This is a genomic window from Salinisphaera sp. SWV1, from assembly GCF_052044155.1.
In the GTDB taxonomy this organism is placed as follows: Bacteria; Pseudomonadota; Gammaproteobacteria; order Nevskiales; family Salinisphaeraceae; genus Salinisphaera.
Window position 1 is genome coordinate 1 of the sequence record NZ_JBQDYE010000054.1, and the last position, 19,760, is coordinate 19,760.

Genomic DNA, 19,760 nt, shown 5'->3' on the forward strand with positions numbered 1-19,760 from the left:
GCAAATACCGTGACCAGATTGAAGAACACCATCTGCAATCCGGTGTCCGCCATCATCGGCATATTGCGCAGTGTGAGAAAGAGCGCTGTTGTCATCAGAGTAAGCGTAAGGGCTCCTATACGCTTGGACGTACCGGTGTCCGTTCCCAACGTGGACTGCTTAATGGCGAGGCTCAATTTCAGGATTCCTGCATCGGACTAGTGGGCCGTTACACCACACCGCTTGTCGCGCTGGGGCTACCGCTTGGGGTGGGCGGCTGTGCCAGCAGGCCGCCTGCGCAATTCATCGAGCTCGACGCGCAGCCGACCAAGGCCGCGAACCTGCGACAGCGTGGCGGGCTCGCGTAATAGTGCGTGTTGACCTTCAGTATCGGCGTCTATAGTCAGCACACCATGGCACAGTCGCGGCAGGGCTTCTCAGCGCGCTCGCCGCTGATTTCCCCTATTCACTCGGCCGGGCGCATCTAGCTTCGGCAATCAGCAGGAAAAGTACACCCGACTTGAGTTTATGCAACAAAGCTGCGTTAAGTACTTACCGGCGAGCAGGGTTAACCCATCAGATCACTGGCGTCGCGGTCTTTCCAGACACGCGTGGGCAACACCCAGCCCGTTTTCGGCGGAATACGTCGGCCTGTGATCGTGTCGATCGACAACGCCACAAGATAACAACGATTGCCGCCCGGCAACGGTTCCAGCAGATCCAGCGGTTCGTACCGAAAGTCCCGCGGCGGCGGCCGGGTTTTGCCGGCCGGCTGCCGCGGAACAGAGGATGGTTAAACTTGAGTAGTGCGATAGCGCTTCGCATCACTCGAAGCCGAGCGTCAGCGTCGTTTCCATTCCTCGGTTATGAATGGTTTCTTGCTGCTTGAGTTTATATGCGATGAGTGAGCACGGATCCATCTGCAGATCAACTGACTCGAGCGGGCTCATGAACATTTACGTCCTGTCATCACAGTGCTGGAGCAGGAACGTGGTTTCTGGCTGGTCGGGTCCGGGCGTCAAAGGTTCGTTCGACTCAGTCGCAGCGCATTGCTGATTACCGACACCGACGAGAAACTCATGGCCGCTGCCGCGAGCATCGGCGACAGCAAGGTGCCGATCAGTGGATATAGGACGCCAGCGGCGACCGGCACGCCGGCGCCATTGTAGATAAATGCAAAGAACAGATTCTGTCGAATATTGCGCATGCTCTGTTCGGACAACCGGCGCGCCTTGGCGATGCCGCGCAGGTCGCCTTTTACCAGCGTGATGCGGGCGGACTCCATGGCCACGTCGGTGCCGGTGCCCATGGCGATGCCCACGTCGGCTTTGGCCAGCGCCGGCGCATCGTTCACGCCGTCGCCGGCCATGGCCACCTTACGTCCTTCGCTCTGGAGTTTTTCCACCAGCGCATGCTTGTCTTCCGGCAAGGCGCCGGCATGGACCTCATCAATGTTCAATCGTTCAGCCACCGCCTGGGCGGTCTTTTCGTTGTCGCCGGTGAGCATGATGAGGCGCAAGCCTGCATCATGCAGAATGCGCACGGCCTCGTGGGTGGATTCCTTGATCGGGTCGGCGACGGCGACCGCGCCTATGAGAGCGCCGTCCACGGCGGCCAGCATCACGGTTTCACCCCGGGCACGGCGCTTGTCGACGACATCCGACAGCGCCGCGGCGTCGATACCGTTGTCCTCCATCAAGCGGGCGTTGCCGATGAACACCGCGTGTCCGTCCACGGTGCCGCGGACCCCTTTACCAGTGATGGAATCGAAATCTGTGACGCTCCCCGGCTTGATGCCGCGCTCGGCTGCGCCGGCCACGATCGAGCGGGCCAGTGGATGTTCGCTGGCGTTTTCCAGCGAGGCGACCCATTGCAGTACGTCGGATTCCTGAAAACCTGACGTGGTTTCTACCGCCACCAGCTTCGGTTTGCCTTCGGTGAGCGTGCCGGTCTTGTCGACTAGCAGCACGTCGACCTGCTCCATCAATTCCAGGGCTTCGGCATCGCGGATCAATACGCCTTCGCGTGCGCCGCGGCCCACGCCGACCATGACGGACATGGGCGTGGCCAGACCGAGCGCGCAAGGACAAGCGATAATCAGCACGGAGATCGCTGCCACCAACGCATAAGCCAGCGCCGGCGCGGGACCGATCAACGCCCAGACCACAAAGGCAATGATGGCAGCGACCACGACAGCCGGCACGAAGAGGCCGGCGACCTTATCCGCTAGGCCCTGGATCGGCGCGCGCGAGCGTTGCGCCCGGGCGACCATGTCCACGATACGCGCCAGCACTGTATTCTCGCCGACGCGGGCCGCGCGCATCACGAAACTACCGGTCTGATTGACAGTTCCACCCGTGATCGTATCGCCAACGCCTTTCTCCTGTGGGAGGGGCTCGCCGGTGATCATGGATTCGTCCAGCGTCGAGTGGCCCTCGATGATTTCGCCGTCCACCGGGACTTTTTCCCCGGGCCGCACGCGCAGGCGGTCGTCGGCTTGTAGCGCGTCCACAGAAACTTCCTCCTCGTCGTCGCCACGACCGATCCGGCGGGCTGTGGGTGGCGCCAGGTCCAGTAAGGATTTCAATGCTTTTGACGTCTGCCCACGAGCGCGCGTCTCCAGGACCTGTCCGAGAAGTATCAGCGTAATAATCACCGCTGCCGCCTCGAAATACAGCGGAGCGTGGCCGCCGGCGCTCTTGAAGGCCGCCGGCAAAAGATCGGGTAGAAGGAGATCGAAGACGGAAAAGCCGTAGGCGGCCCCGACGCCAAGTGCAATGAGCGTCCACATGTTCGGACTGACATTGACGACGGATTTCCAGCCGCGCTGGAAGGCGAAGCCACCGCACCAGAGCACGACCGGTGTGGCCAGCGCGAACTGAATCCAGCCGAAGGCGGCTCCCAGGAAATCGCGAATGCCCAGGCCCGGCACCATCTCGCCCATGGCCAGCAGCAGCACCGTGGCCGAGAGCGGCACGCTCAACCAGAAGCGTCGGCTCATGGCCTTGAACTCGCCGTCGTCTGTATCACTGGCAACGGTCATGGGTTCCAGGGTCATCCCGCATTTGGGACAATCGCCGGGCGTGTCCTGGATAATCTCGGGGTGCATGGGGCAGGTGTACTGCGTGCGGCGTTTGGGTGGGGTCGTGGCCTCCAACGTCATGCCACATTTGGGGCACTCACCGGGCTGGTCCTGCTTGACCTCCGGATGCATGGGACAGATGTAGAGCGCCGTTGGGCGAGATGGCGCCGGCTGTCGCAGCGGATCGGATCGATTCCGGACTTGAAGGCTGGTCATCCCATGTGTCCTCGGCATGCTATGGATGCAGGTTGATCAAGGCGATCGCGACTCACATGCACGACCAGGCCGTGACGTCCAATGACAATGATTTTGTCGCCATTGTGTAATGAATCGTCGTCCGAAGTGGCTTTCCACAGTTCGTCGTGGATTTGCACCATCAGGGACCCGCCGTCACATTGGGTGACCTGGCCATGACGGTTTAGGAGCGATTCCGGCCCGGCCATGACGGGCCGCTGCATGCCGCGAAGCATGATCCAATACAGCCACGCCGACACGGCCAATGCGGTCAGATAAAGCGGTATGGCCCAGACCAGCGGAAGTAGCCAGAACACCGGCAAGGCGAGCAATGGCAGAAACAGGATGATGTGACACATGGGTCATCACCGGCGGCGCAGGGGCGATATCAAAGCCATCGCGATGGGCGCGTTTCAATCGGACAAATGCTTTTTCTTGTCCTGGAATTCCTCCTCGCCTATTTCCCCGCGCGCGTAGCGCTCCTTGAGAATATCGAGCGCCTTGTCGGGCTTGGGGCCCGTGTCCGAGTGACTCTGATGACTGGCCATTCCCGTCAGCCACCGGACACTGAATGCCACCAATATGATCACGGCGCCGAAGAAGACAAGCATCATCAGTCCACCGAAAAACATTCCGCTCCAGCCTCCATTCCACATCATGCCGTGGTCATAGTAGTAACCATCCCCAGTCTGAGCCCCGGCCGGTGTAACCACGCTTGTAGCAACCGCCAGCGCGGTCGCCTGCAGTTTCTTGATCCCGGTCATGGTTCCGCCCCAAAAGCTTCCTGGTTGATATGAATTGATTAAACCATGGCCAAGAGGGGCGATCTTGATCTGCGTCAAGGTAGGATAGCGGCCATTTGTGTGCCGATCTGCCGTGGCGCGGACACGTCGTCATGCTTTCGGGACATGTCGAGAAAAAGCTCTGTTGTGTTGATGTGGATCAATACGCGAGTCGCCTCGGATATTGAGAATGATCACAGGCATTTAAGCTTGTAAACGATTTTTTCAAGCAAGAATCGTCGGCACTCTGTGCAGTATCGGGCGACCGGCCGGTTCGAGTCGGTAGGAATCAGGTTCTCCAAGCGCTTAACCATGAAAACCGCCAGCCATTACAACGTACGATGGCAGCCGCCGCGCTTGCCCTGACGGTGGTCGCTCTGCCCAGCATCGCGTTTGCCCATCAGAGACCACAAGATCAGCTACCGACTGGCGTAGCGCCCGGCGAGTTACGTCATGCTCAAGTAAATCCGGTGGTCAAAGTCCTGAACGCCATCCGCGTGTTGCGCGCGCCGGGGCCAGCCGGTTCGTACGAGCGCGGACTCGCACGAAACGGCAACAGGTCCTTGTGTCTTGCCGAAGCTGACTGATTAGCTACCCGTCAGCGGTGCTCGGTCGGGTGAGCATCCACAGGCCCTGAAGCCAATAGCTTGCGCGTTAGATCATGCCCCCGACCGATTTTTCATCTCGGAAACGTGAATGGTATCCAAGTCCCCGCTGGCGCGGTGAGACTGCACGAACAAGGAGAAGGCACGAGATGACCGTCTACATTGGCATTGACGTCCGTAAACGTGCTCGACATTCCGATCGCCGCAGGCGTGTTGGTCCCGTTCTTCAGCCTTCTCCTCTCTCCGATGATTGCGGTAGGCATGATGACCCTGAGTTCGCCCTCGGTCATCGGCGATGCACTGCGCCTGCGCAACGTGCGCGCGTAATCCATTGACGGAGTAATCTACGATATGAACCTGCACATCGCACATTTAGGAGTTCTGGGGCCTGGCGGTCCTCATGATCGTCATCGTGTCCTGGGTCTTCTACCGCTATTTCGCGCCGAAGAACTGGCGCGAGTGGGCGAGAGCGGGACTGGTCCAGGCTTTCATCATCGTGCTCTACACCGAGATGTACGGGTTCCTGCTGACCATCTACATGACGGTGCGGATGTTCGGCCTGGACCGGAACCACCTGAACGCCAATTTGTGGTCGACGCTGCTTGGCATGAGCGCCACCGGCATGATGATCGCGATGATTTTCGGGTATGCGCTCCCTTTCACCGGCATCGGCCTGTTCGCCGTAGGGTGGCGCGAGCTCTATTGCCGCGCACACCAGGAACACAGGCTCGCGACCGATGAGCTGTACGGGGTGGCGATGGCTCACCTGGATGAGTGCTGATCCACTGAGTCGTCGAGCCAAATCAAATAAGTTATTGAGTTCGAACGACAGTATTATAGTCGCCGGGCGGATGCCAAGTAGACCACATGGATTGCATCGCAATCCATGATGCCCTTGGGATAGGTCAAAATCCGCGCCAAAACAAAATCTTTTTGGCACAGATGTTTGCGATGCAATCCATATCAGGAGTATGCACTCTGCAGCAACGAAGTTGATCTAGATCAAGGAGCGCCGTTCGCTCTTTGCGTAGGGTCAAGGTTACGCCATCCACCACCCCAGCCCCTCCCTGAGAGCCTGGCAGGCAGGCAAGAAATGGTGACCCAAGCAAGCACCGCCCACATAACCGGATACGAGCACGCCGGAGTCAACGCGAGCGTGTCCCGGAGCCAGTGTACGGTTTGTGTGTTTCGTTCCCACTGCCTACCGGCCGATCTGGGCGATGGGGCTCTGGAGCGCTTCGAGCTCCAGGTGCGCCGGCAGTCGTATCCTATCCGGGCGGGCCAGATCGTCGTGAGTCAGGGCGATGCCATCGAGTCGATGTACGCGATCCGCGCTGGCTCGCTCAAGGCGATCGTGAATGAGATCGACGGGAGCGAACGCATTCTCGCGTTCCGTTTTCCGGGCTCGATCGCCGGCCTGGCCGAGTTCCACGGGACGCACTGGGCCCATAGCTTCGTCACTCTCGAAGACAGCTGGCTGTGCGCTATTCCCTTCCATGCGATCGACGACACCTTGCGTCCTCATCTGGTTCACTTGATGAGCGACCGTCTGGGTCGCGAATATCAGTCGCTCCTGGTCCTGGCCGCAAACAGCGGCCCGCGCAAGGTGGCCTGGTTTCTGCTCGAACTCAGTGCACTGTTTGCCTCGTTGGGCCGCTCGGCGACGGCTATTCATCTGCCCATGCACTACATAGATGTGGCCAGCTATCTCGGCATGCGCCAAGAATCGTTGTCGCGCACGCTCGCCCGATTGCAAAAAGCCCGGGTGATCGACAAGAGAGGCAAGGCACTTCGTATCACGAATATCGAGGCGCTGCGCGAGGTTCGGTCTACAGGCGCTATATAAGCTGCCGGATCCGCTTGGCGGATGCCGGCGACAGGTCGCTCAAGAGTGAGTCGATCACATAAACCACGTGGCGCGATCTGTGATGCCGTACATAACCACGACCCGGTTTGAGTATTCAAGATAATACAATTTCGTATTATTTAGTTGACATTCGTAAACTTAAATACGAAAAAATGATTGTTACTGCCATCGGATGAGCTCGGTTTCGAACGGATGGCCTGGCAGCCGATGTCGGAGATGCGTGCAAAACTGATATCTTGATTATTTAACAATCTCAGTCAGCAGTTCATTCGCGATCGTGAATCTATATCACCAACCCCGCTGGATTATTTATCGGTCAGTAATGTTGGGTGATCTGTCGACGTTGGCGCGCTCGTAAACTTATGCCTACAGAGTCTCCGTACAATAAGGCTAACTTTTGTATATTATCCGATCATAGCTTACGCTAATTTTATTGAAGGAGGAGCAGTAACTTGCCTCAAATAGCCCATATTGCGCTGTTAGCCGCTTTTACGGCTGGTGTTATTTCATTTTTATCACCCTGCGTTTTGCCGCTGGTGCCAGGTTATATATCGTTCGTCGCTGGTCGGTCAGTGAATGAACTCGTGGATCAACCAGCTGCTCGACTGCCAGCATTGGGGCTGAGTTGTATGTTCATTCTGGGGTTTACGAGTGTGTTCGTTTCACTCGGCGCCAGTGCTTCCTGGATCGGTCATTTACTTCTCGCCCATGAGCAGATAGCGGATCTTTTGGGGGGATGCATCATCACCGTTTTCGGGCTTCTGATGGCCGGCTTTATCCGGCTGCCTTTTCTGCAAAAAGACTACCGCTTTTACGCAAGAATCGCAGGGGGGTCGCCTCTTAGCGCCTATGTGCTGGGGATGGCGTTCGCGTTTGGGTGGACGCCGTGTATTGGGCCCGTACTCGGTGCCATACTTACGGTTGGGGCCAGCGGCAATACAAAAAGTGCCATCGGACTGCTGAGTGTCTATTCAGCGGGACTGGCTGTGCCTTTTCTATTAGCAACCCTTTTTACCGGGGCTCTGGTTCAGCGTTTACGTTATATGGGCCGAACGGGTTTCTGGCTCTACCGCGTTTCCGGTATCGTGTTAATGATCATGGGTCTCGTGGTCATGACAGGACAATTATCGCGTTTTTCTTACTGGCTTCTTGCTGCATTTCCGGTTCTTTCCCGTGTCGGCTAGATATCATGGATTGATCCGCCCGTCCTCAACATTGTGTAGGTTATATTGGGCGTGGGTTAAAATCCTGACATAGCGCCGCATTGAACAGGGCACGTCAATCCATGATGTCTAGGGCGTTGCTGAAATAGCAACAAAATTTTGGCGCGAGGCGCGCCCGTGGTACGTTCGGACTTGGTTTGTGGTTACTTTCTGCCCGATTTTCGGGCTTGCAGGGTTCAAATCCCGCCTTTCGGACACAGTTCGGCTAAGGAGCGCGTCCATGCGGCCTCAAATGCGGCCATCCGTATCAGGTTGTAACTGGCAAACACCCGCTTGGCCTGAGCAGCGACCCGACCCAGTCCGTGCCGTATCGTTTGCTTGAGCGGTCGGGCGTATTGGCCCCAGCCGAATGGGGTCTCGACGCGGTGGCGCGCCTGATCGACCACCGCGTCCAATAACCGACCGGTCACCGCGCCGTCGATGAGGCGCTGGCGGTTCTTGGTGAACGTGGTGGCGTCCCAGACCGCATCGTCCAACGACAGCCTGACGAACCAGCGAAAGAGCATGTTGTAGCGGGCCTGCTCGACGAGCTGGTGCTCGGAGCGGATCGCGTACAGCACCTGGAGCAGCAACGCCCGGATCAGGCGTTCCGGCGCGACGCCCGATCGGCCCGTATGCGAATCGCTGACCGTCAGCGTGCCGTCCATCGAGTCTAGTGCCCCATCGACCAGCGATCGCATCCGGCGCTGCGGGTGATCGGCGGGTGCAAAATCGGTCGTCTGCGAATACCAAAAATAGCGACGGCTGTTCGGCGTCCGGGCTTCTCATCCGCTCGGCTCCTATTTACTCTCAAATGCTGACTATTGCCCTGAGTTTTGCCGGGTTTTTCAGTGGCGCCCTAGCGTGATCATGCTTTCTGGTTTCATCGCCGAACTGTTAAAAATATTCGTGGATTGCTGAGGCGCTAGACAAGTTGAGCGCCTGCCTGAATGCTCCCTGTCTGATTACGTTGCAGCCTGCGTGGCTTTCAGTGATGGAATAGACTGAGACGGGTGCAAACGACCTGTCGTGGACGCCTTAAATGGGGTTACACAATACGTGAGTAGCGCGCCTTTTGAGCGGGTTGCTTGAGATAGGCATCAAAGCACATGGCGATTGCACGCAGAAACAGCCGGCCACGTGGCGTTATGTGCAGGGCATGAGTATCTCTCTGTACCAGGCCGTCAGCTTCCAGCTCCCGCAGCCGAGCAAGCGCCCCGGCGAAATAAGCTTCGAAGTCAATGGCGTGACGTTGTTCGACTTCGGAGAAATTCAGCCTGTCACGACACATTATGACCTCGATCACGTCTCTGCGAACGCGATCATCCCGACTTAAGACGTAGCCCCGCTCCACCGTTAGGCGGCGCTCGTCGGCCGCCGCGCCCCATTGCGGCAATAACTTGTGGTTCTGTGTGTAGATGTCGCCAAGCGCGCTGATGGCGCTCATGCCAAGGCCGATCAGGTCAGTATGAGGTCCCGGTTCATAGCCCTGGAAATTGCGGATCAACGTCTGCTCCCGGCGTCCCACCGCCAATGCGTCGCCTGTCCGCGCGAAGTGATCCATGCCGATATAGATATAGCCGGCCGCGGTCAGACGTTCAATCGCCCGCATCAGGATCTGCAGTCGCATGTGTCCTGACGGGAGGTTGTGGCCGTTGAGTAGCCGCTGGGCGCGAAAGCGCTCGGGCATGTGGGCATAGCCATACAAGGCTATCCGGTCAGGGGCCAGTTCGAGCACTTGTTCCAGAGTTTGCCCGAAGCGCTCGACGCTCTGGTGGGGCAAGCCGTAGATGAGGTCGAAGTTGAGCGAGCTGAAGCCTTCACGCCGGACTGCGCCGACCAGTTCCTGCAGCCGTGCATAGGGCTGCACACGGTTGATAGCGGACTGGACTTTCGGGTCCAGGTCTTGCACACCAAAGCTAAGCCGTGTGAAGCCCGCGGCTTTCAATGCGCCCATATCGTTGGCGCTGACCGAGCGAGGATCGACCTCTATAGCCGCTTCGCGATGGTTGATCGGGGCAAACGCAAACACCTCCGCCAAGCGCTCCATCAGTTCGGCGAGCGCGGCGGGTGGCAGGTAGGTGGGGGTGCCTCCGCCCAGGTGGATCTTGCGGACTGCGCGGTTTCGTCCCAGATGGGACGCCAGTTGGGCCGCCTCGTTGACGAGCCCATCCATGTAGCGCCTGACCTTGTCGGCGTTGCGCGTGATAATGCGATTGCACGCACAGTAATAGCACAGTGAGTGACAGAACGGCAGGTGAATGTAAAGCTCAACGGAGGCTGGTGCTTTTGCTTCGTTACTTCGCTGGATAGCCGCAACGAGTGCTTCAGGTGTCACATCGGGTTGAAAACTGACGGCCGTCGGATAAGACGTATAGCGGGGTGCGGCGACGTCATATCGTTGCGCGAGCGCCATCAAATCATCCATTTACATCCCCTGGGTCGCATCAGACTGAGAAACGAGCTCGATCGCCGATGCCCGGTTCCGGTTGCTAGCGGTCGACATCTAATGTTCGGCGAGCAGCTTGCGGGCCGATGACTGAAGATAACGATAGGTGTGCTCCCATTGGCCATCGTGCGGCATCGTGTAAGCCAGCTGCTGCAGCAGCCTCCGGAGTGCCGCCTTTTCCCGGCGCATCTGCTGAAGTTGACTCAGCGCCTGTTCGTAGTAGTCGGCATCCACCAGTTCGGCCCTTCGATCCTGGCAGATGCCGATACAGAGCTGCGGCGCTTCCAGTTTGCCGCACCCAATGCAGCGCCACGCCTTGATTCGTGGCGCATTGTCGTACCCGGCGCTAGAGTCCACGTTCGTCCCTCTCTGTTTGTTTACGGCCAGATCATTGATGGTCGTCTGCGCTATTGCGACAAAGAGATTAACCTCGGTACGACAGACGATCCTTGACGCATATCAACCGCCATTCGCCGGTTGGCGGTGACCCTCCAGAACTTTGCACCTCAGTCTGGCGCTAGCTTGGCGATTCAATCACCGTTCTCGTTGAGAGGTAGGGGCGCCGCCGGCACCGGTTGCCGCCGTCCGCTGTCCGGCCCGTCTCGAGCACAAGGCTACGCGAGGCGGTCTTTTTCACTGAGAGTCACGCTAAGCCGGAATCAGATTGATCTAGATCAAGGTCAATATTTCTCGGGGCGGTATCCTGTGGCTTCTAGCGGAAAGCAACCGGCGGATGGCCAGTTGGCTGCCATAGTTCCAGGGGTGATCATTGAAGAAGCAGAGCACGTTCGTGATCGAGCAGGATGCTGGCGTATCTACGCTCTCGGTAGCGCCGCGACTCCTTGTCGTCGGCCTGAGTCACCGTACCGCCAGTGCGGATATCCGGGGCCGTCTGAGCTTTGCTGGCGATGAAACGCCAGCCGTGATACGCCATCTAGCTTCGACCGACGGCGTCGAGGAGTGCGCTCTGCTGTCAACCTGTAATCGAACCGAAGTCTATGCCTTGGCCGAAGGTCGAAACGCCGGGATCCGTCTGCTGGAGCGCTTGGCCCAGTGGCGTGACCTAAACCCGGCCGACCTGCGGCCCTACCTGTATTGCCACAATGGCGGGGAAAGCGTGCGCCATTTATTTCGCGTCGCTTCGGGCCTTGACTCTATGGTGCTGGGAGAGACCCAGATTCTCGGCCAGCTCAAGCGTGCCTTCTTATTGGCCCGCGAATCGGGTACTGTCCAAGCCGCATTATCGCGACTCTCGGAACACGCTGTGGCCAGTGCCAAGCGTATCCGCAACCGGACTGGCATCGGCGGGTGTCCGGTTTCGCTGGCCGGCGCCGCCACGGCTCAGGTCCAGCGTGCAATCGACCAACCCGCGCATGCGTCGGTCCTCGTGATCGGAGCCGGCGAGAATGCCGGGCTCATCCTGCGGCACCTGAGTTCGCGCGGCATCGGTGAGCTGTGGATTGCCAACAGGACCCGAGCGCACGCTGAATCGCTGGCCCGGCAATGTGGCGCCCGGGTTCTTACACTCGACGAGATTGACGCCGTTCTGCCCCGCGTGGATGTGGTGGTCAGCTCCACTGCTGCCGATCACGTCATACTCGATGCGAAGCGGGTCGCAGGCGCTTTGGATGGGTGCCGAAACAAGGGCCTTCTGCTATTGGATTTAGCCGTGCCGCACGACATCGAACCGGCCGCCGGACAACTGCCCGGCGTGCGTCTGCTGTCTGCGGATGACCTGGGACGTCTTGCGCGTGAGCATATCCGCACACGCCGTGAGGCTGCTGCCAACGCCGAACGGATTGTCGACGAAAACGTGGCTCGTTATCTACAGTGGCTGCGCGGGCGCGCCTCCGTTCCCGCAATCCGCGCATTGCGGGAACGGGCCGAACGCGACCGGCGGGACACGCTCGAACGTGCCAAGCGCCGCTTGAAAAACGGAATGCCTGCCGAGGAGGCACTCGATTATCTCTCCCGCCAACTGAGCGGACGATTGCTTCACAACCCCACTCGGGCTCTGGCAGAGGCAAATCTGGAGGATGCCAGCGGAGAAACACTGCGCACTGTGAGTCGCCTGCTCAATGTCGAAGACATCCACTAAAGCTTTTCGCGGCAAAGCCTAAGATACGAAGTTTAATACTCCAATTCTCTCAAGAGTTGGAGTCTCCAGCATTCCCGGGACGGTTTAGTTTAGCGATTGAGGTGCCGCATCAAGTGTTGCTGGCGCCTGTTTAGTTTAAAAGGGCCGTATGCGTAAGGGTAAACGTCGTCAGGCTCTGGCTGCTGATTGCCTCTCGCGCAGTATGCGTCCCGTATATTTCTTTGTCTTCTATTGATTTAAATCAACGACTCTTCGCCCCGGGTTGCGCACAATGATGTCCATGGACCCGCGACATGCGGGAGAAGCTCTGGGCAGACTGGTTTCCCTGTCGCGCACATTCAGGCCTCTTGATTTGCCGTGGGTTTCCTAAAGCGAATCGACTCCATGTCACGAAATGTAGGCTGAATCAAGGAGAACACTGTGGAAGACGATGCAAAGAACACTGGCAAAACGCAGCCATCCATTTCGACCAGTCGCCGTAAGCTGCTTAAAAGCGCCGGTGTCGCGACACTCGGTTTGGTGGCCGCGCCCGACCTGCTGCTGTCTCGCGTGGCTCGGGCCGACTCCCGCCACCCCGGGGACGTGCCCAAGAAAGCGGTCCAGTATCAGGACACGCCGAAAGGCAACCAGACGTGTAGCAACTGCCGCGCATTTATTCCGGGGCCTACGCCCAGTGCCCAGGGCCATTGCACAATCGTTGCCGGTAAGGTTAGCCCCCAAGGCTGGTGCTCTGCATGGTCGAAGGCAAGTAGCTGACAGGTAGCGGGAGCGAGCGGTGGCGATGTCATCGATCGTTATTGATGGGCCCACAAGTGGCTGATTCTGGGACCAGCAACTCGGGGTTTCATGATCAAAGGTCAAGCACTTGTGCCGCATCATTAATACACGGTGGCATAGCCGGAAAGTTTTGGTTTGTCGATTGCCATGGGCTGGAAAGACGTTATGAAAGTCAAAGCGTATAAGGCTGGCGACAAGCCAGATGGCCGCCGGGGTCTCTCTGGCCGGGTAAAGCGGGCGACTCTTGTATCCGCAGTTCTGTTATTGATCAGCGGCGTCGCCGTGGCTGGTCCGAGTGCCGGCACCGGCAAGGCTATATCGGGCCAGTGTGCCGCCTGCCACGGCTCGAATGGGGTCGCCGTCAACAGTCAGTATCCCAACCTGGCAGGGCAGAACTATCAGTACTTGGTGCAGCAGCTGCAGCGCTTCAAAAGCGGCCAGCGTAATAACGCGATTATGCATGGCATCGCATCCGGGCTTTCCAAGACACAGATCCAGGATCTAGCCGCCTATTACTCCAGCATGAAGAAAGCTGCCTGCCGCGGCATGATGCACTAAACACGGTAGGTGCCTGTAATTTCTGTACAAGGACACGCCATGAAGCCTCTCCCGGAACAACCGCTGGAGCTGAAGGCCCTGAACACTGCGGCACTTCTTTTTGTGGGCGTGGGCATATTGATGGCTCTTGCCTATATCGACGTCAGCCACATGTCCACCACCGGCCTGATCATTACCCCGCACGACATCGCCACGGCCTATTACGGGCCCGGCATGAGCGTGAATACACTGATTGGCCTGGCACATATCCACATGATGGGATTATTTCCCGTGTTCTGGCTGATCGGCTTTATCTTCGTTCATTCGAGGATTGCGGTGGGTTGGCGAGTCTTCTGGTGTGTCGTGCCCTTCGCGGCCTTTCCCATCGATGTGTCCGGCTGGTTTTTGACCCACTATTTCGAGCCTTTTGTCTACGTGACAATTGTCGGGGGTGGTCTCTTCATTCTTTCACTCTCGGTGATGATCCTGACCAGCCTGTACCAGCTCTGGATCGTGCCCTGGCGGGAAGCCCGGGCCTCGGCCGCGAACGGCAGCAGTACTCCCGGCATCGCGGCAAGATAACGGACGCGAGAGTAAGGTTATGTGGGTGATGATCCACAAACTGGGTTCGGCCCCATATTTCTATCAGTGGGCTCGAAAACTGATTCCGTGGTTTGCATGGACCAGCGGCCTGTTAATGGTGGCGGGCCTGATCGGTGGCCTAGTTCTGGCGCCGCCGGACTATCAGCAAGGTGACGGATTCCGGATTCTCTATGTCCATGTGCCGGCCGCATGGATGTCGCTGTTCGTCTATGTGGCCATGGCGGCGGCCAGCGCCGTGGCGCTGATCTGGCGGATTAAGCTGGCGGAAGTATTTCTGGTGGCCAGCGCCCCTATCGGGGCCAGTTTCACGGCGCTGACGCTTGCCGCCGGTTCCCTGTGGGGGGAGCCCATGTGGGGCACATGGTGGGTATGGGATGCCCGCCTGACTTCCGAATTGATTCTGCTTTTCCTTTATCTGGGGACGATAGCCCTCTACAACGCAATCGACGACGTCAGGTCGGCCAGCCGCGCTTGTGCGGTCCTCACGCTGGTGGGGGTGGTGGATATTCCGATCATCCATTACTCGGTCAAATGGTGGAATACATTGCATCAGGGCGCGAGTCTAACTTTCGATTCCTCGAACATCGCTAAATCGATGCTAATACCGCTGTTTGTGATGTCGGTGGCGTTCATGATTTTTTACGGTGCCGTGGTGCTGATGCGTATGCGCAATGAGATTTTGTGGCGCGAGCGGCATAGTCGCTGGGTCGCAAAATTAATTTCACCATGAAGTCGTGGCACGAATTCATCACCATGGGCGGGTATGGGCTCTATGTATGGCCGGCCTACGCCCTGGGGCTGATTGTCATCGCTTTCAATGTGGTCGCACCGATACTGGCCCGGCGGCGGCTGCTGCGACGAATTGAGATTGAACGGGCATTGGCTGAACAAAGCACGACGGCAAGACAGACGGGGCAGGGCGATGACACCCAGGCGTAAAAAAAGGATGCTGCTGGTGACTTTCCTGGTCGTCGGCGTGGGCAGTGCGACGGGACTGGCTCTCAATGCCTTTCGCAACAATCTTATGTATTTTTACAGCCCCAGCCAGATTGCGCTCGGGACAGCCCCCGTCGGCCACATGTTCCGCCTGGGCGGTCTGGTCGAGAAGGGTAGCGTCAAGCATTCCAAGAACGGTGTTAATGTGCGTTTTATACTCACGGATGGCGCACATTCAATTCCGGTCTACTATAGTGGTGCACTGCCAGATCTGTTCCGGCCAGGGCAGGGTATCGTGGCCCAAGGACATCTGAAACCGGATGGGCATTTCATCGCCTCCGATGTTCTGGCCAAGCACAGCTCGACCTATATGCCGCCGAACGTGGCCAGCGAGCTGAAGGTCGCCCGTGCTCGAAAAAGCGGGCACGTATCGAGTAAGGAGGGCGGCTGAGTATGATCCCCGAGCTTGGACATTTCGCCCTGATCATGGCCCTGTGTCTTGCCGTGGTACAGGCGTGCCTTCCGCTGTTCGGGCTTTATCGCCACGACCGGGTGCTGATGAGCGTGGCCCGGCCGGCGGCTCTCGGCCAGTGTTTCTTCGTCACCTTTGCGTTCGCGGCTCTGGCGTATTGCTTCTACGTCAATGATTTTTCGGTGGTCTATGTCGCTGACCACTCGAATACCGCCTTGCCTGTGTTCTACCGATTAGCGGCGGTATGGGGTGGCCACTCCGGGTCGTTACTGCTCTGGGCGTTCATTCTGGCCGTATGGACAGCGGCCGTGAGTGCATTCAGCCGCCGGCTGCCGGTCGAGGTCCGAAGCAGCGTGCTGGCCGTGATGGGCGTGATCAGCATGACGTTCCTGTCGTTCATGCTGTTCACATCCGATCCGTTCATGCGCCAGTTCCCGGTGCCGATGCAAGGCCGTGATCTCAGTCCGATACTGCAGGATCCCGGGCTGGCCTCGCATCCACCGATGCTGTATATGGGTTACGTCGGATTCAGCGTGGCTTTCGCCTTCGCGATCTCGGCCCTGCTCAACGGACGCGTGGACGCCGCTTGGGCACGCTGGGCCCGGCCGTGGACCACAGCAGCGTGGCTGTTCCTGACAATCGGTATTACGCTCGGGAGCTGGTGGTCCTATCGGCAGCTGGGCTGGGGCGGCTGGTGGTTCTGGGACCCGGTTGAGAACGCCAGTCTCATGCCCTGGCTGACAGGCACGGCGTTGATTCACTCGCTGGCCGTGACCGAAAAACGAGGCCTGTTCAAGGGCTGGACAGTGCTGCTGGCAATATGCGCCTTTGCTCTCACGCTGCTGGGCACCTTCCTGGTGCGTTCGGGTATTCTAACCTCGGTACACTCGTTTGCCGTGTCTCCCACGCGCGGTCTTTACATCTTGACCTTTTTCGGGTTGCTGGTGGGGGGCGCGCTGTTGCTCTATGCCATCAGGGCACCCAAGCTTGCCGCCTGGGGCGAGTTTCGGATCCTTTCTCGGGAAGGGATGCTGCTGATCAATAATGTGCTGCTGGTCTGCGCTACCGCCGTGGTTCTGCTGGGTACCTTGTATCCGCTGATTTTGACGGGACTCAACCTGGAGAAGATCTCCGTCGGCCCCCCATATTTCAACGCGGTTTTCATACCGCTGGTGCTGGCTCTGCTCGCGACCATGGGGCTCGCGATGAGCGTGCCATGGAAGCGCGGCCGTCCCCGGCGCGTCGTCGGCCGGCTGTGGGTCGCTTTGATCGCGGCGGTGCTCGCCGGGGTGCTCGTGCCTTGGCTGGTGGTTGGACGCGAGGGGGTGGTCGCCGTTGTGGCCGGCGTGATGGGCTTCTGGGCGATTGCAACGGCTCTGGAGGAGCCGATCAGGCGCATACGCGCCAAGCCGGGCTGGCATGGCATTCTGCGGCGGGTGCCTCGGGGTACATGGGGCATGACCCTCGCGCATATCGGTTTGGGCGTCACGGTTCTCGGGGTGGGTCTCAGCAGCGCTTTCAGCGTATATGACGCGGTGCGTATGACGCCCGGCAGCCAGCACCATCTGGGTGGTTACACATTTGTTTTTTCGGGCGCGCAGGGGATCAAAGGGCCGAACTATACAGGCGAACAGGGTCGGATCATCGTGGAGCGCCATGGGCGTCGGGTGACCAGTCTCCACCCTGAGAAGCGTCTTTACAGTGGCGGTATTCCGCAGACCAAGGCCGCTGTTGACCCGGGCCTGTTACGGGATCTTTATGCCACGCTGGGGCAGCCGCTCGGCGGCGGGGCATGGAGTGTGCGCTTGTATGTCAAGCCGTTCGTACGCTGTATATGGCTGGGCGGTTTCCTGATGGGGCTCGGTGGGCTGCTGGCAGCCACCGACCGGCGGTATCGGCTGGCTATGCCCGAGCGCACGCGAATTGGCGCCATAGCGACAGCTGCCGACTAGCCGATGCGTGGCACTGTAATTTGTACGGGCCGGGGAGGCCGTTGGGCATGCGCTTGCGCTATCTGATGCCTTTTGTGCTGGTCATCGGCCTGGTCGCGATATTCTGGGTCGGCCTGCACCGAGACCCTCGTCTCGTACCGTCGCCGCTCATCGGCAAGCCGGCACCGGCTTTTTCCCTGACCGCCCTCAAGCAGGCGTCGAGCCATGTGACCGGTCAGCGGCTGAAAGGGCAGGTCAGCCTGGTCAATGTCTGGGCCAGCTGGTGTGTGAGTTGCCGGGAAGAGTCTCCGGTACTGATGGCACTGGCACGCCAGCATGTCGTGCCCATTATCGGCCTCGACTACAAGGATCAGCGGGCACAGGCACTGAAGTGGCTGAAAACCCACGGCGATCCCTATAGCGTCGTCGCTTTTGATGCCAGCGGAAACGTTGGTATCAATTGGGGCGTGTATGGCGTGCCCGAGACGTTTGTTGTGGACAAGCAGGGCGTGATAAGGCTCAAGCACGTGGGCCCGTTGACCCGGAAAGTCATCCAGCAGCAGATCCTGCCGCTGGTTGCCAAGCTGCAGGCTGCATCATGAGAGTTGTTTTGCTGTTTGCATTTTTATCCATGGGCATCATATCGGCGCAGGCCAGCGCGCCCACTGAGGCCGAACATTGGCAGACTCCCGCCAGCTGGTCTGCTCAGACCCTGGCGCGATATCAACACTTGCTGGGTACGCTGCGGTGTCTCGTCTGTCAGGATGAAAGCCTTGCCGCCTCGAGCGCCCCCCTGGCTGCAGACTTGAGGCGCCAGATACAACACAAGATCGGGCAGGGGCAGACCGACCAGCAGATTCGTCAGTATCTGGTTGATCGCTACGGTGACTTCGTGCTGTACAAGCCGCCATTCAAGCCGCTGACATGGGCACTCTGGGTCGGCCCGTTCGTCCTGTTGTTGCTCGGGCTGCTGGTGGTGTGGATCCAAGCACGCCGTTCACGCAGGCCTCACCCTGAATCCGCCGGACTCGATGCGCGGTCCCTGGCGCTTAGCGAACAACTGCTTTCGGATGACCAAGGCGAGGACCGTCGATGATTGCCTGGTTCGTTTTCGGTGCCATGATGCTGGTGGCGTTATCTGTCGCGATGATGCCGCTGCTTTGCAAGAATTCGAGTCGCGAAATGGACCGCGACGAACAAAATATCGCTATCTATCGCCACCGGTTACAGGAACTGGCATCGGATGCGGCAGCCGGTGTGCTCGCGGAAGAGGAAGCTGACGGCGCTCGTGAAGAGCTGGTGCACCGCCTGCCGCGCGATTTGAAGGGGGTCATTACCGACAATAGACAGCCGTCCGGGAAAAGCCGCTGGTTAGCGGCGGCATTCGTTGTTGTCCTGCCCCTGTTGGGGGGCGCATTTTATGTTACCAGTGGCGGCATGCAGCGCCTGCAAGCATCGCGTCACGAACACAAGCTGGAAAGCGACGCCAGCCAGTTAGCGCAGAAGTTGCAGGCCCATCCCCAGAATCCACAAGAATGGTTTTTGCTGGGTAGAATCCGTATGTCGCTTGGCCATTACAGTCAGGCCGCAGCCGCCTATGCTCAGGCCGAAGCGCATGTGCCCCTGCCCAATGCCGAGATACTCAGCCATCAGGCACAGGCACTGGGCATGGCAGCGGGTGCAGATTTCCGGGGCCAACCCAAAAAACTACTCGATCAGGCCCTGAAGATAGACCCGGCCAATACGGAAGCCTTGTGGCTGGCGGGTGTGGCTGCTCAGGAGGCCAATGACTACAGACACGCCTTGGCCTATTGGAAAAGAATCAGCCAAGCTGATTTGCCACGATCGTTCAAAACATTGCTGAACAAGCGTATAAGGCAAGTTCGTCAGGCTCTCGCCGCGAATTCCGGATAATTCTAATCGGTGGCAGTGCTTTCCAAGCCGCTGCCGGGGTACGGTGGAATGACCCAAGGGGAGTCGGCCTGCCTGGCGGGCGTCGGCCGGGTCCAATACAGGCGCGTCAGTTCGGTTTACAAAGTTTGTATTCCCTGGTGTTAATGGCCATCTAAAGTGCCCCACGTGTTACCGCCGATGTAAAACTGCCCCCCTGACGCCGAAGTAATTTTGACCCCCCCTGGGCGAAACTGGCGGCTTTTGAGTCGCCGAGATGTTGAACCGGGAGCAATCAGTGGAAATCAGAGTTTTG

The 19,760-nt window shown here is 58.8% G+C and carries 21 protein-coding genes and 1 pseudogene; 15 read left to right on the forward strand and 7 right to left on the reverse strand.

The genetic code is table 11. The features are described from left to right. Nucleotides 1-803: 803 nt before the first annotated feature. The 4 genes from ACS8YF_RS18020 to ACS8YF_RS18035 form a co-directional block, all read right to left on the reverse strand. Nucleotides 804-929: a hypothetical protein gene (locus tag ACS8YF_RS18020; RefSeq protein WP_440851500.1), complete on the reverse strand. Its 126-nt coding sequence runs from the start codon at nt 927-929 to the stop codon at nt 804-806. A 68-nt stretch (nt 930-997) separates the two neighbouring features. Continuing rightward, nucleotides 998-3,193: a copper-transporting P-type ATPase gene (locus tag ACS8YF_RS18025; protein ID WP_440851501.1), complete on the reverse strand. Its 2,196-nt coding sequence runs from the start codon at nt 3,191-3,193 to the stop codon at nt 998-1,000. Nucleotides 3,194-3,273: 80 nt separating this feature from the next. Further along, the gene (locus tag ACS8YF_RS18030) at nt 3,274-3,654 is read right to left on the reverse strand and encodes an NfeD family protein (RefSeq protein WP_109994496.1); all 381 of its coding nucleotides are present in this window, start codon (nt 3,652-3,654) and stop codon (nt 3,274-3,276) included. A 54-nt stretch (nt 3,655-3,708) separates the two neighbouring features. Further along, complete coding sequence (locus tag ACS8YF_RS18035) at nt 3,709-4,137, reverse strand: SHOCT domain-containing protein (protein WP_440851502.1); 429 nt, start codon at nt 4,135-4,137, stop codon at nt 3,709-3,711. Between the two features lie 728 nt (nt 4,138-4,865). Between ACS8YF_RS18035 and ACS8YF_RS18040 the strand changes: the two genes are divergently transcribed. The 4 genes and pseudogenes from ACS8YF_RS18040 to ACS8YF_RS18055 all read left to right on the forward strand — a co-directional run bounded on the left by ACS8YF_RS18040 (nt 4,866) and on the right by ACS8YF_RS18055 (nt 7,733). After that, complete coding sequence (locus ACS8YF_RS18040; RefSeq protein ID WP_440851519.1) at nt 4,866-5,009, forward strand: hypothetical protein; 144 nt, start codon at nt 4,866-4,868, stop codon at nt 5,007-5,009. Nucleotides 5,010-5,033: 24 nt separating this feature from the next. Then, a pseudogene (locus tag ACS8YF_RS18045) lies at nt 5,034-5,430 on the forward strand (methyltransferase family protein); the annotation flags it as partial. 345 nt (nt 5,431-5,775) lie between these two features. Continuing rightward, nucleotides 5,776-6,528 (forward strand): Crp/Fnr family transcriptional regulator, encoded by a 753-nt coding sequence (locus ACS8YF_RS18050; RefSeq protein WP_440851503.1) that lies wholly within the window; start codon nt 5,776-5,778, stop codon nt 6,526-6,528. A gap of 473 nt (nt 6,529-7,001) precedes the next feature. Next, nucleotides 7,002-7,733: a cytochrome c biogenesis CcdA family protein gene (locus tag ACS8YF_RS18055; protein ID WP_440851504.1), complete on the forward strand. Its 732-nt coding sequence runs from the start codon at nt 7,002-7,004 to the stop codon at nt 7,731-7,733. A gap of 215 nt (nt 7,734-7,948) precedes the next feature. Here the strand turns inward: ACS8YF_RS18055 and ACS8YF_RS18060 are convergent, their stop codons facing one another. From ACS8YF_RS18060 to ACS8YF_RS18070, 3 genes are all read right to left on the reverse strand, one after another. Continuing rightward, nucleotides 7,949-8,419, reverse strand: coding sequence for a transposase (locus tag ACS8YF_RS18060; protein ID WP_440851505.1), 471 nt, complete (start codon nt 8,417-8,419; stop codon nt 7,949-7,951). 380 nt (nt 8,420-8,799) lie between these two features. Further along, nucleotides 8,800-10,179 (reverse strand): oxygen-independent coproporphyrinogen III oxidase, encoded by a 1,380-nt coding sequence (hemN, locus tag ACS8YF_RS18065; protein WP_440851506.1) that lies wholly within the window; start codon nt 10,177-10,179, stop codon nt 8,800-8,802. 78 nt (nt 10,180-10,257) lie between these two features. After that, the gene (locus tag ACS8YF_RS18070; RefSeq protein WP_440851507.1) at nt 10,258-10,557 is read right to left on the reverse strand and encodes a hypothetical protein; all 300 of its coding nucleotides are present in this window, start codon (nt 10,555-10,557) and stop codon (nt 10,258-10,260) included. 412 nt (nt 10,558-10,969) lie between these two features. Between ACS8YF_RS18070 and hemA the strand changes: the two genes are divergently transcribed. The 11 genes from hemA to ccmI all read left to right on the forward strand — a co-directional run bounded on the left by hemA (nt 10,970) and on the right by ccmI (nt 19,468). After that, a complete protein-coding gene (hemA, locus tag ACS8YF_RS18075) occupies nt 10,970-12,298 on the forward strand; it encodes a glutamyl-tRNA reductase (RefSeq protein ID WP_440851508.1) in 1,329 nt (442 codons plus the stop codon). Nucleotides 12,299-12,718: 420 nt separating this feature from the next. Beyond that, nucleotides 12,719-13,054, forward strand: a complete 336-nt coding sequence (locus ACS8YF_RS18080) for a high-potential iron-sulfur protein (RefSeq protein ID WP_440851509.1) — start codon at nt 12,719-12,721, stop codon at nt 13,052-13,054. A gap of 186 nt (nt 13,055-13,240) precedes the next feature. Further along, complete coding sequence (locus ACS8YF_RS18085; RefSeq protein ID WP_440851510.1) at nt 13,241-13,633, forward strand: c-type cytochrome; 393 nt, start codon at nt 13,241-13,243, stop codon at nt 13,631-13,633. A gap of 39 nt (nt 13,634-13,672) precedes the next feature. After that, nucleotides 13,673-14,194 (forward strand): hypothetical protein, encoded by a 522-nt coding sequence (locus ACS8YF_RS18090; protein WP_440851511.1) that lies wholly within the window; start codon nt 13,673-13,675, stop codon nt 14,192-14,194. A gap of 19 nt (nt 14,195-14,213) precedes the next feature. Next, nucleotides 14,214-14,945 carry a heme ABC transporter permease gene (locus tag ACS8YF_RS18095; RefSeq protein ID WP_440851512.1) on the forward strand — a complete coding sequence of 244 codons (732 nt, stop codon included), beginning with the start codon at nt 14,214-14,216 and terminating at the stop codon, nt 14,943-14,945. Beyond that, the gene (ccmD, locus tag ACS8YF_RS18100; protein WP_440851513.1) at nt 14,942-15,154 is read left to right on the forward strand and encodes a heme exporter protein CcmD; all 213 of its coding nucleotides are present in this window, start codon (nt 14,942-14,944) and stop codon (nt 15,152-15,154) included. Before ACS8YF_RS18095 ends, ccmD begins: the two co-directional genes overlap by 4 nt. Next, entirely contained in the window at nt 15,138-15,602 is a 465-nt protein-coding gene (gene ccmE / locus ACS8YF_RS18105) for a cytochrome c maturation protein CcmE (RefSeq protein WP_440851514.1), read from the forward strand. Before ccmD ends, ccmE begins: the two co-directional genes overlap by 17 nt. Nucleotides 15,603-15,604: 2 nt before the next feature. Further along, nucleotides 15,605-17,575, forward strand: a complete 1,971-nt coding sequence (locus ACS8YF_RS18110) for a heme lyase CcmF/NrfE family subunit (protein ID WP_440851515.1) — start codon at nt 15,605-15,607, stop codon at nt 17,573-17,575. 47 nt (nt 17,576-17,622) lie between these two features. Next, complete coding sequence (locus tag ACS8YF_RS18115) at nt 17,623-18,156, forward strand: DsbE family thiol:disulfide interchange protein (protein WP_440851516.1); 534 nt, start codon at nt 17,623-17,625, stop codon at nt 18,154-18,156. Beyond that, entirely contained in the window at nt 18,153-18,650 is a 498-nt protein-coding gene (locus ACS8YF_RS18120; RefSeq protein WP_440851517.1) for a cytochrome c-type biogenesis protein, read from the forward strand. The genes ACS8YF_RS18115 and ACS8YF_RS18120 overlap by 4 nt, the downstream gene beginning before the upstream one ends. After that, a complete protein-coding gene (gene ccmI / locus ACS8YF_RS18125) occupies nt 18,647-19,468 on the forward strand; it encodes a c-type cytochrome biogenesis protein CcmI (protein WP_440851518.1) in 822 nt (273 codons plus the stop codon). Before ACS8YF_RS18120 ends, ccmI begins: the two co-directional genes overlap by 4 nt. The last annotated feature ends 292 nt before the right edge of the window (nt 19,469-19,760 follow it).

Bases quoted from the DNA above. Each gene is read 5' to 3' on its own strand.
- ACS8YF_RS18090 (WP_440851511.1), top strand. From the start codon at position 13,673: ATGAAGCCTCTCCCGGAACAACCGCTGGAGCTGAAGGCCCTGAACACT.
- ACS8YF_RS18115 (WP_440851516.1), top strand. From the start codon at position 17,623: ATGCGCTTGCGCTATCTGATGCCTTTTGTGCTGGTCATCGGCCTGGTC.
- ccmI (WP_440851518.1), top strand. From the start codon at position 18,647: ATGATTGCCTGGTTCGTTTTCGGTGCCATGATGCTGGTGGCGTTATCT.
- ACS8YF_RS18120 (WP_440851517.1), top strand. From the start codon at position 18,153: ATGAGAGTTGTTTTGCTGTTTGCATTTTTATCCATGGGCATCATATCG.
- ACS8YF_RS18020 (WP_440851500.1), bottom strand. From the start codon at position 929: ATGAGCCCGCTCGAGTCAGTTGATCTGCAGATGGATCCGTGCTCACTC.
- ccmE (WP_440851514.1), top strand. From the start codon at position 15,138: ATGACACCCAGGCGTAAAAAAAGGATGCTGCTGGTGACTTTCCTGGTC.
- ACS8YF_RS18110 (WP_440851515.1), top strand. From the start codon at position 15,605: ATGATCCCCGAGCTTGGACATTTCGCCCTGATCATGGCCCTGTGTCTT.
- ACS8YF_RS18095 (WP_440851512.1), top strand. From the start codon at position 14,214: ATGTGGGTGATGATCCACAAACTGGGTTCGGCCCCATATTTCTATCAG.
- ACS8YF_RS18085 (WP_440851510.1), top strand. From the start codon at position 13,241: ATGAAAGTCAAAGCGTATAAGGCTGGCGACAAGCCAGATGGCCGCCGG.
- ccmD (WP_440851513.1), top strand. From the start codon at position 14,942: ATGAAGTCGTGGCACGAATTCATCACCATGGGCGGGTATGGGCTCTAT.
- ACS8YF_RS18050 (WP_440851503.1), top strand. From the start codon at position 5,776: ATGGTGACCCAAGCAAGCACCGCCCACATAACCGGATACGAGCACGCC.
- hemN (WP_440851506.1), bottom strand. From the start codon at position 10,179: ATGGATGATTTGATGGCGCTCGCGCAACGATATGACGTCGCCGCACCC.
- ACS8YF_RS18060 (WP_440851505.1), bottom strand. From the start codon at position 8,419: ATGGACGGCACGCTGACGGTCAGCGATTCGCATACGGGCCGATCGGGC.
- ACS8YF_RS18025 (WP_440851501.1), bottom strand. From the start codon at position 3,193: ATGCATCCGGAGGTCAAGCAGGACCAGCCCGGTGAGTGCCCCAAATGT.
- ACS8YF_RS18030 (WP_109994496.1), bottom strand. From the start codon at position 3,654: ATGTGTCACATCATCCTGTTTCTGCCATTGCTCGCCTTGCCGGTGTTC.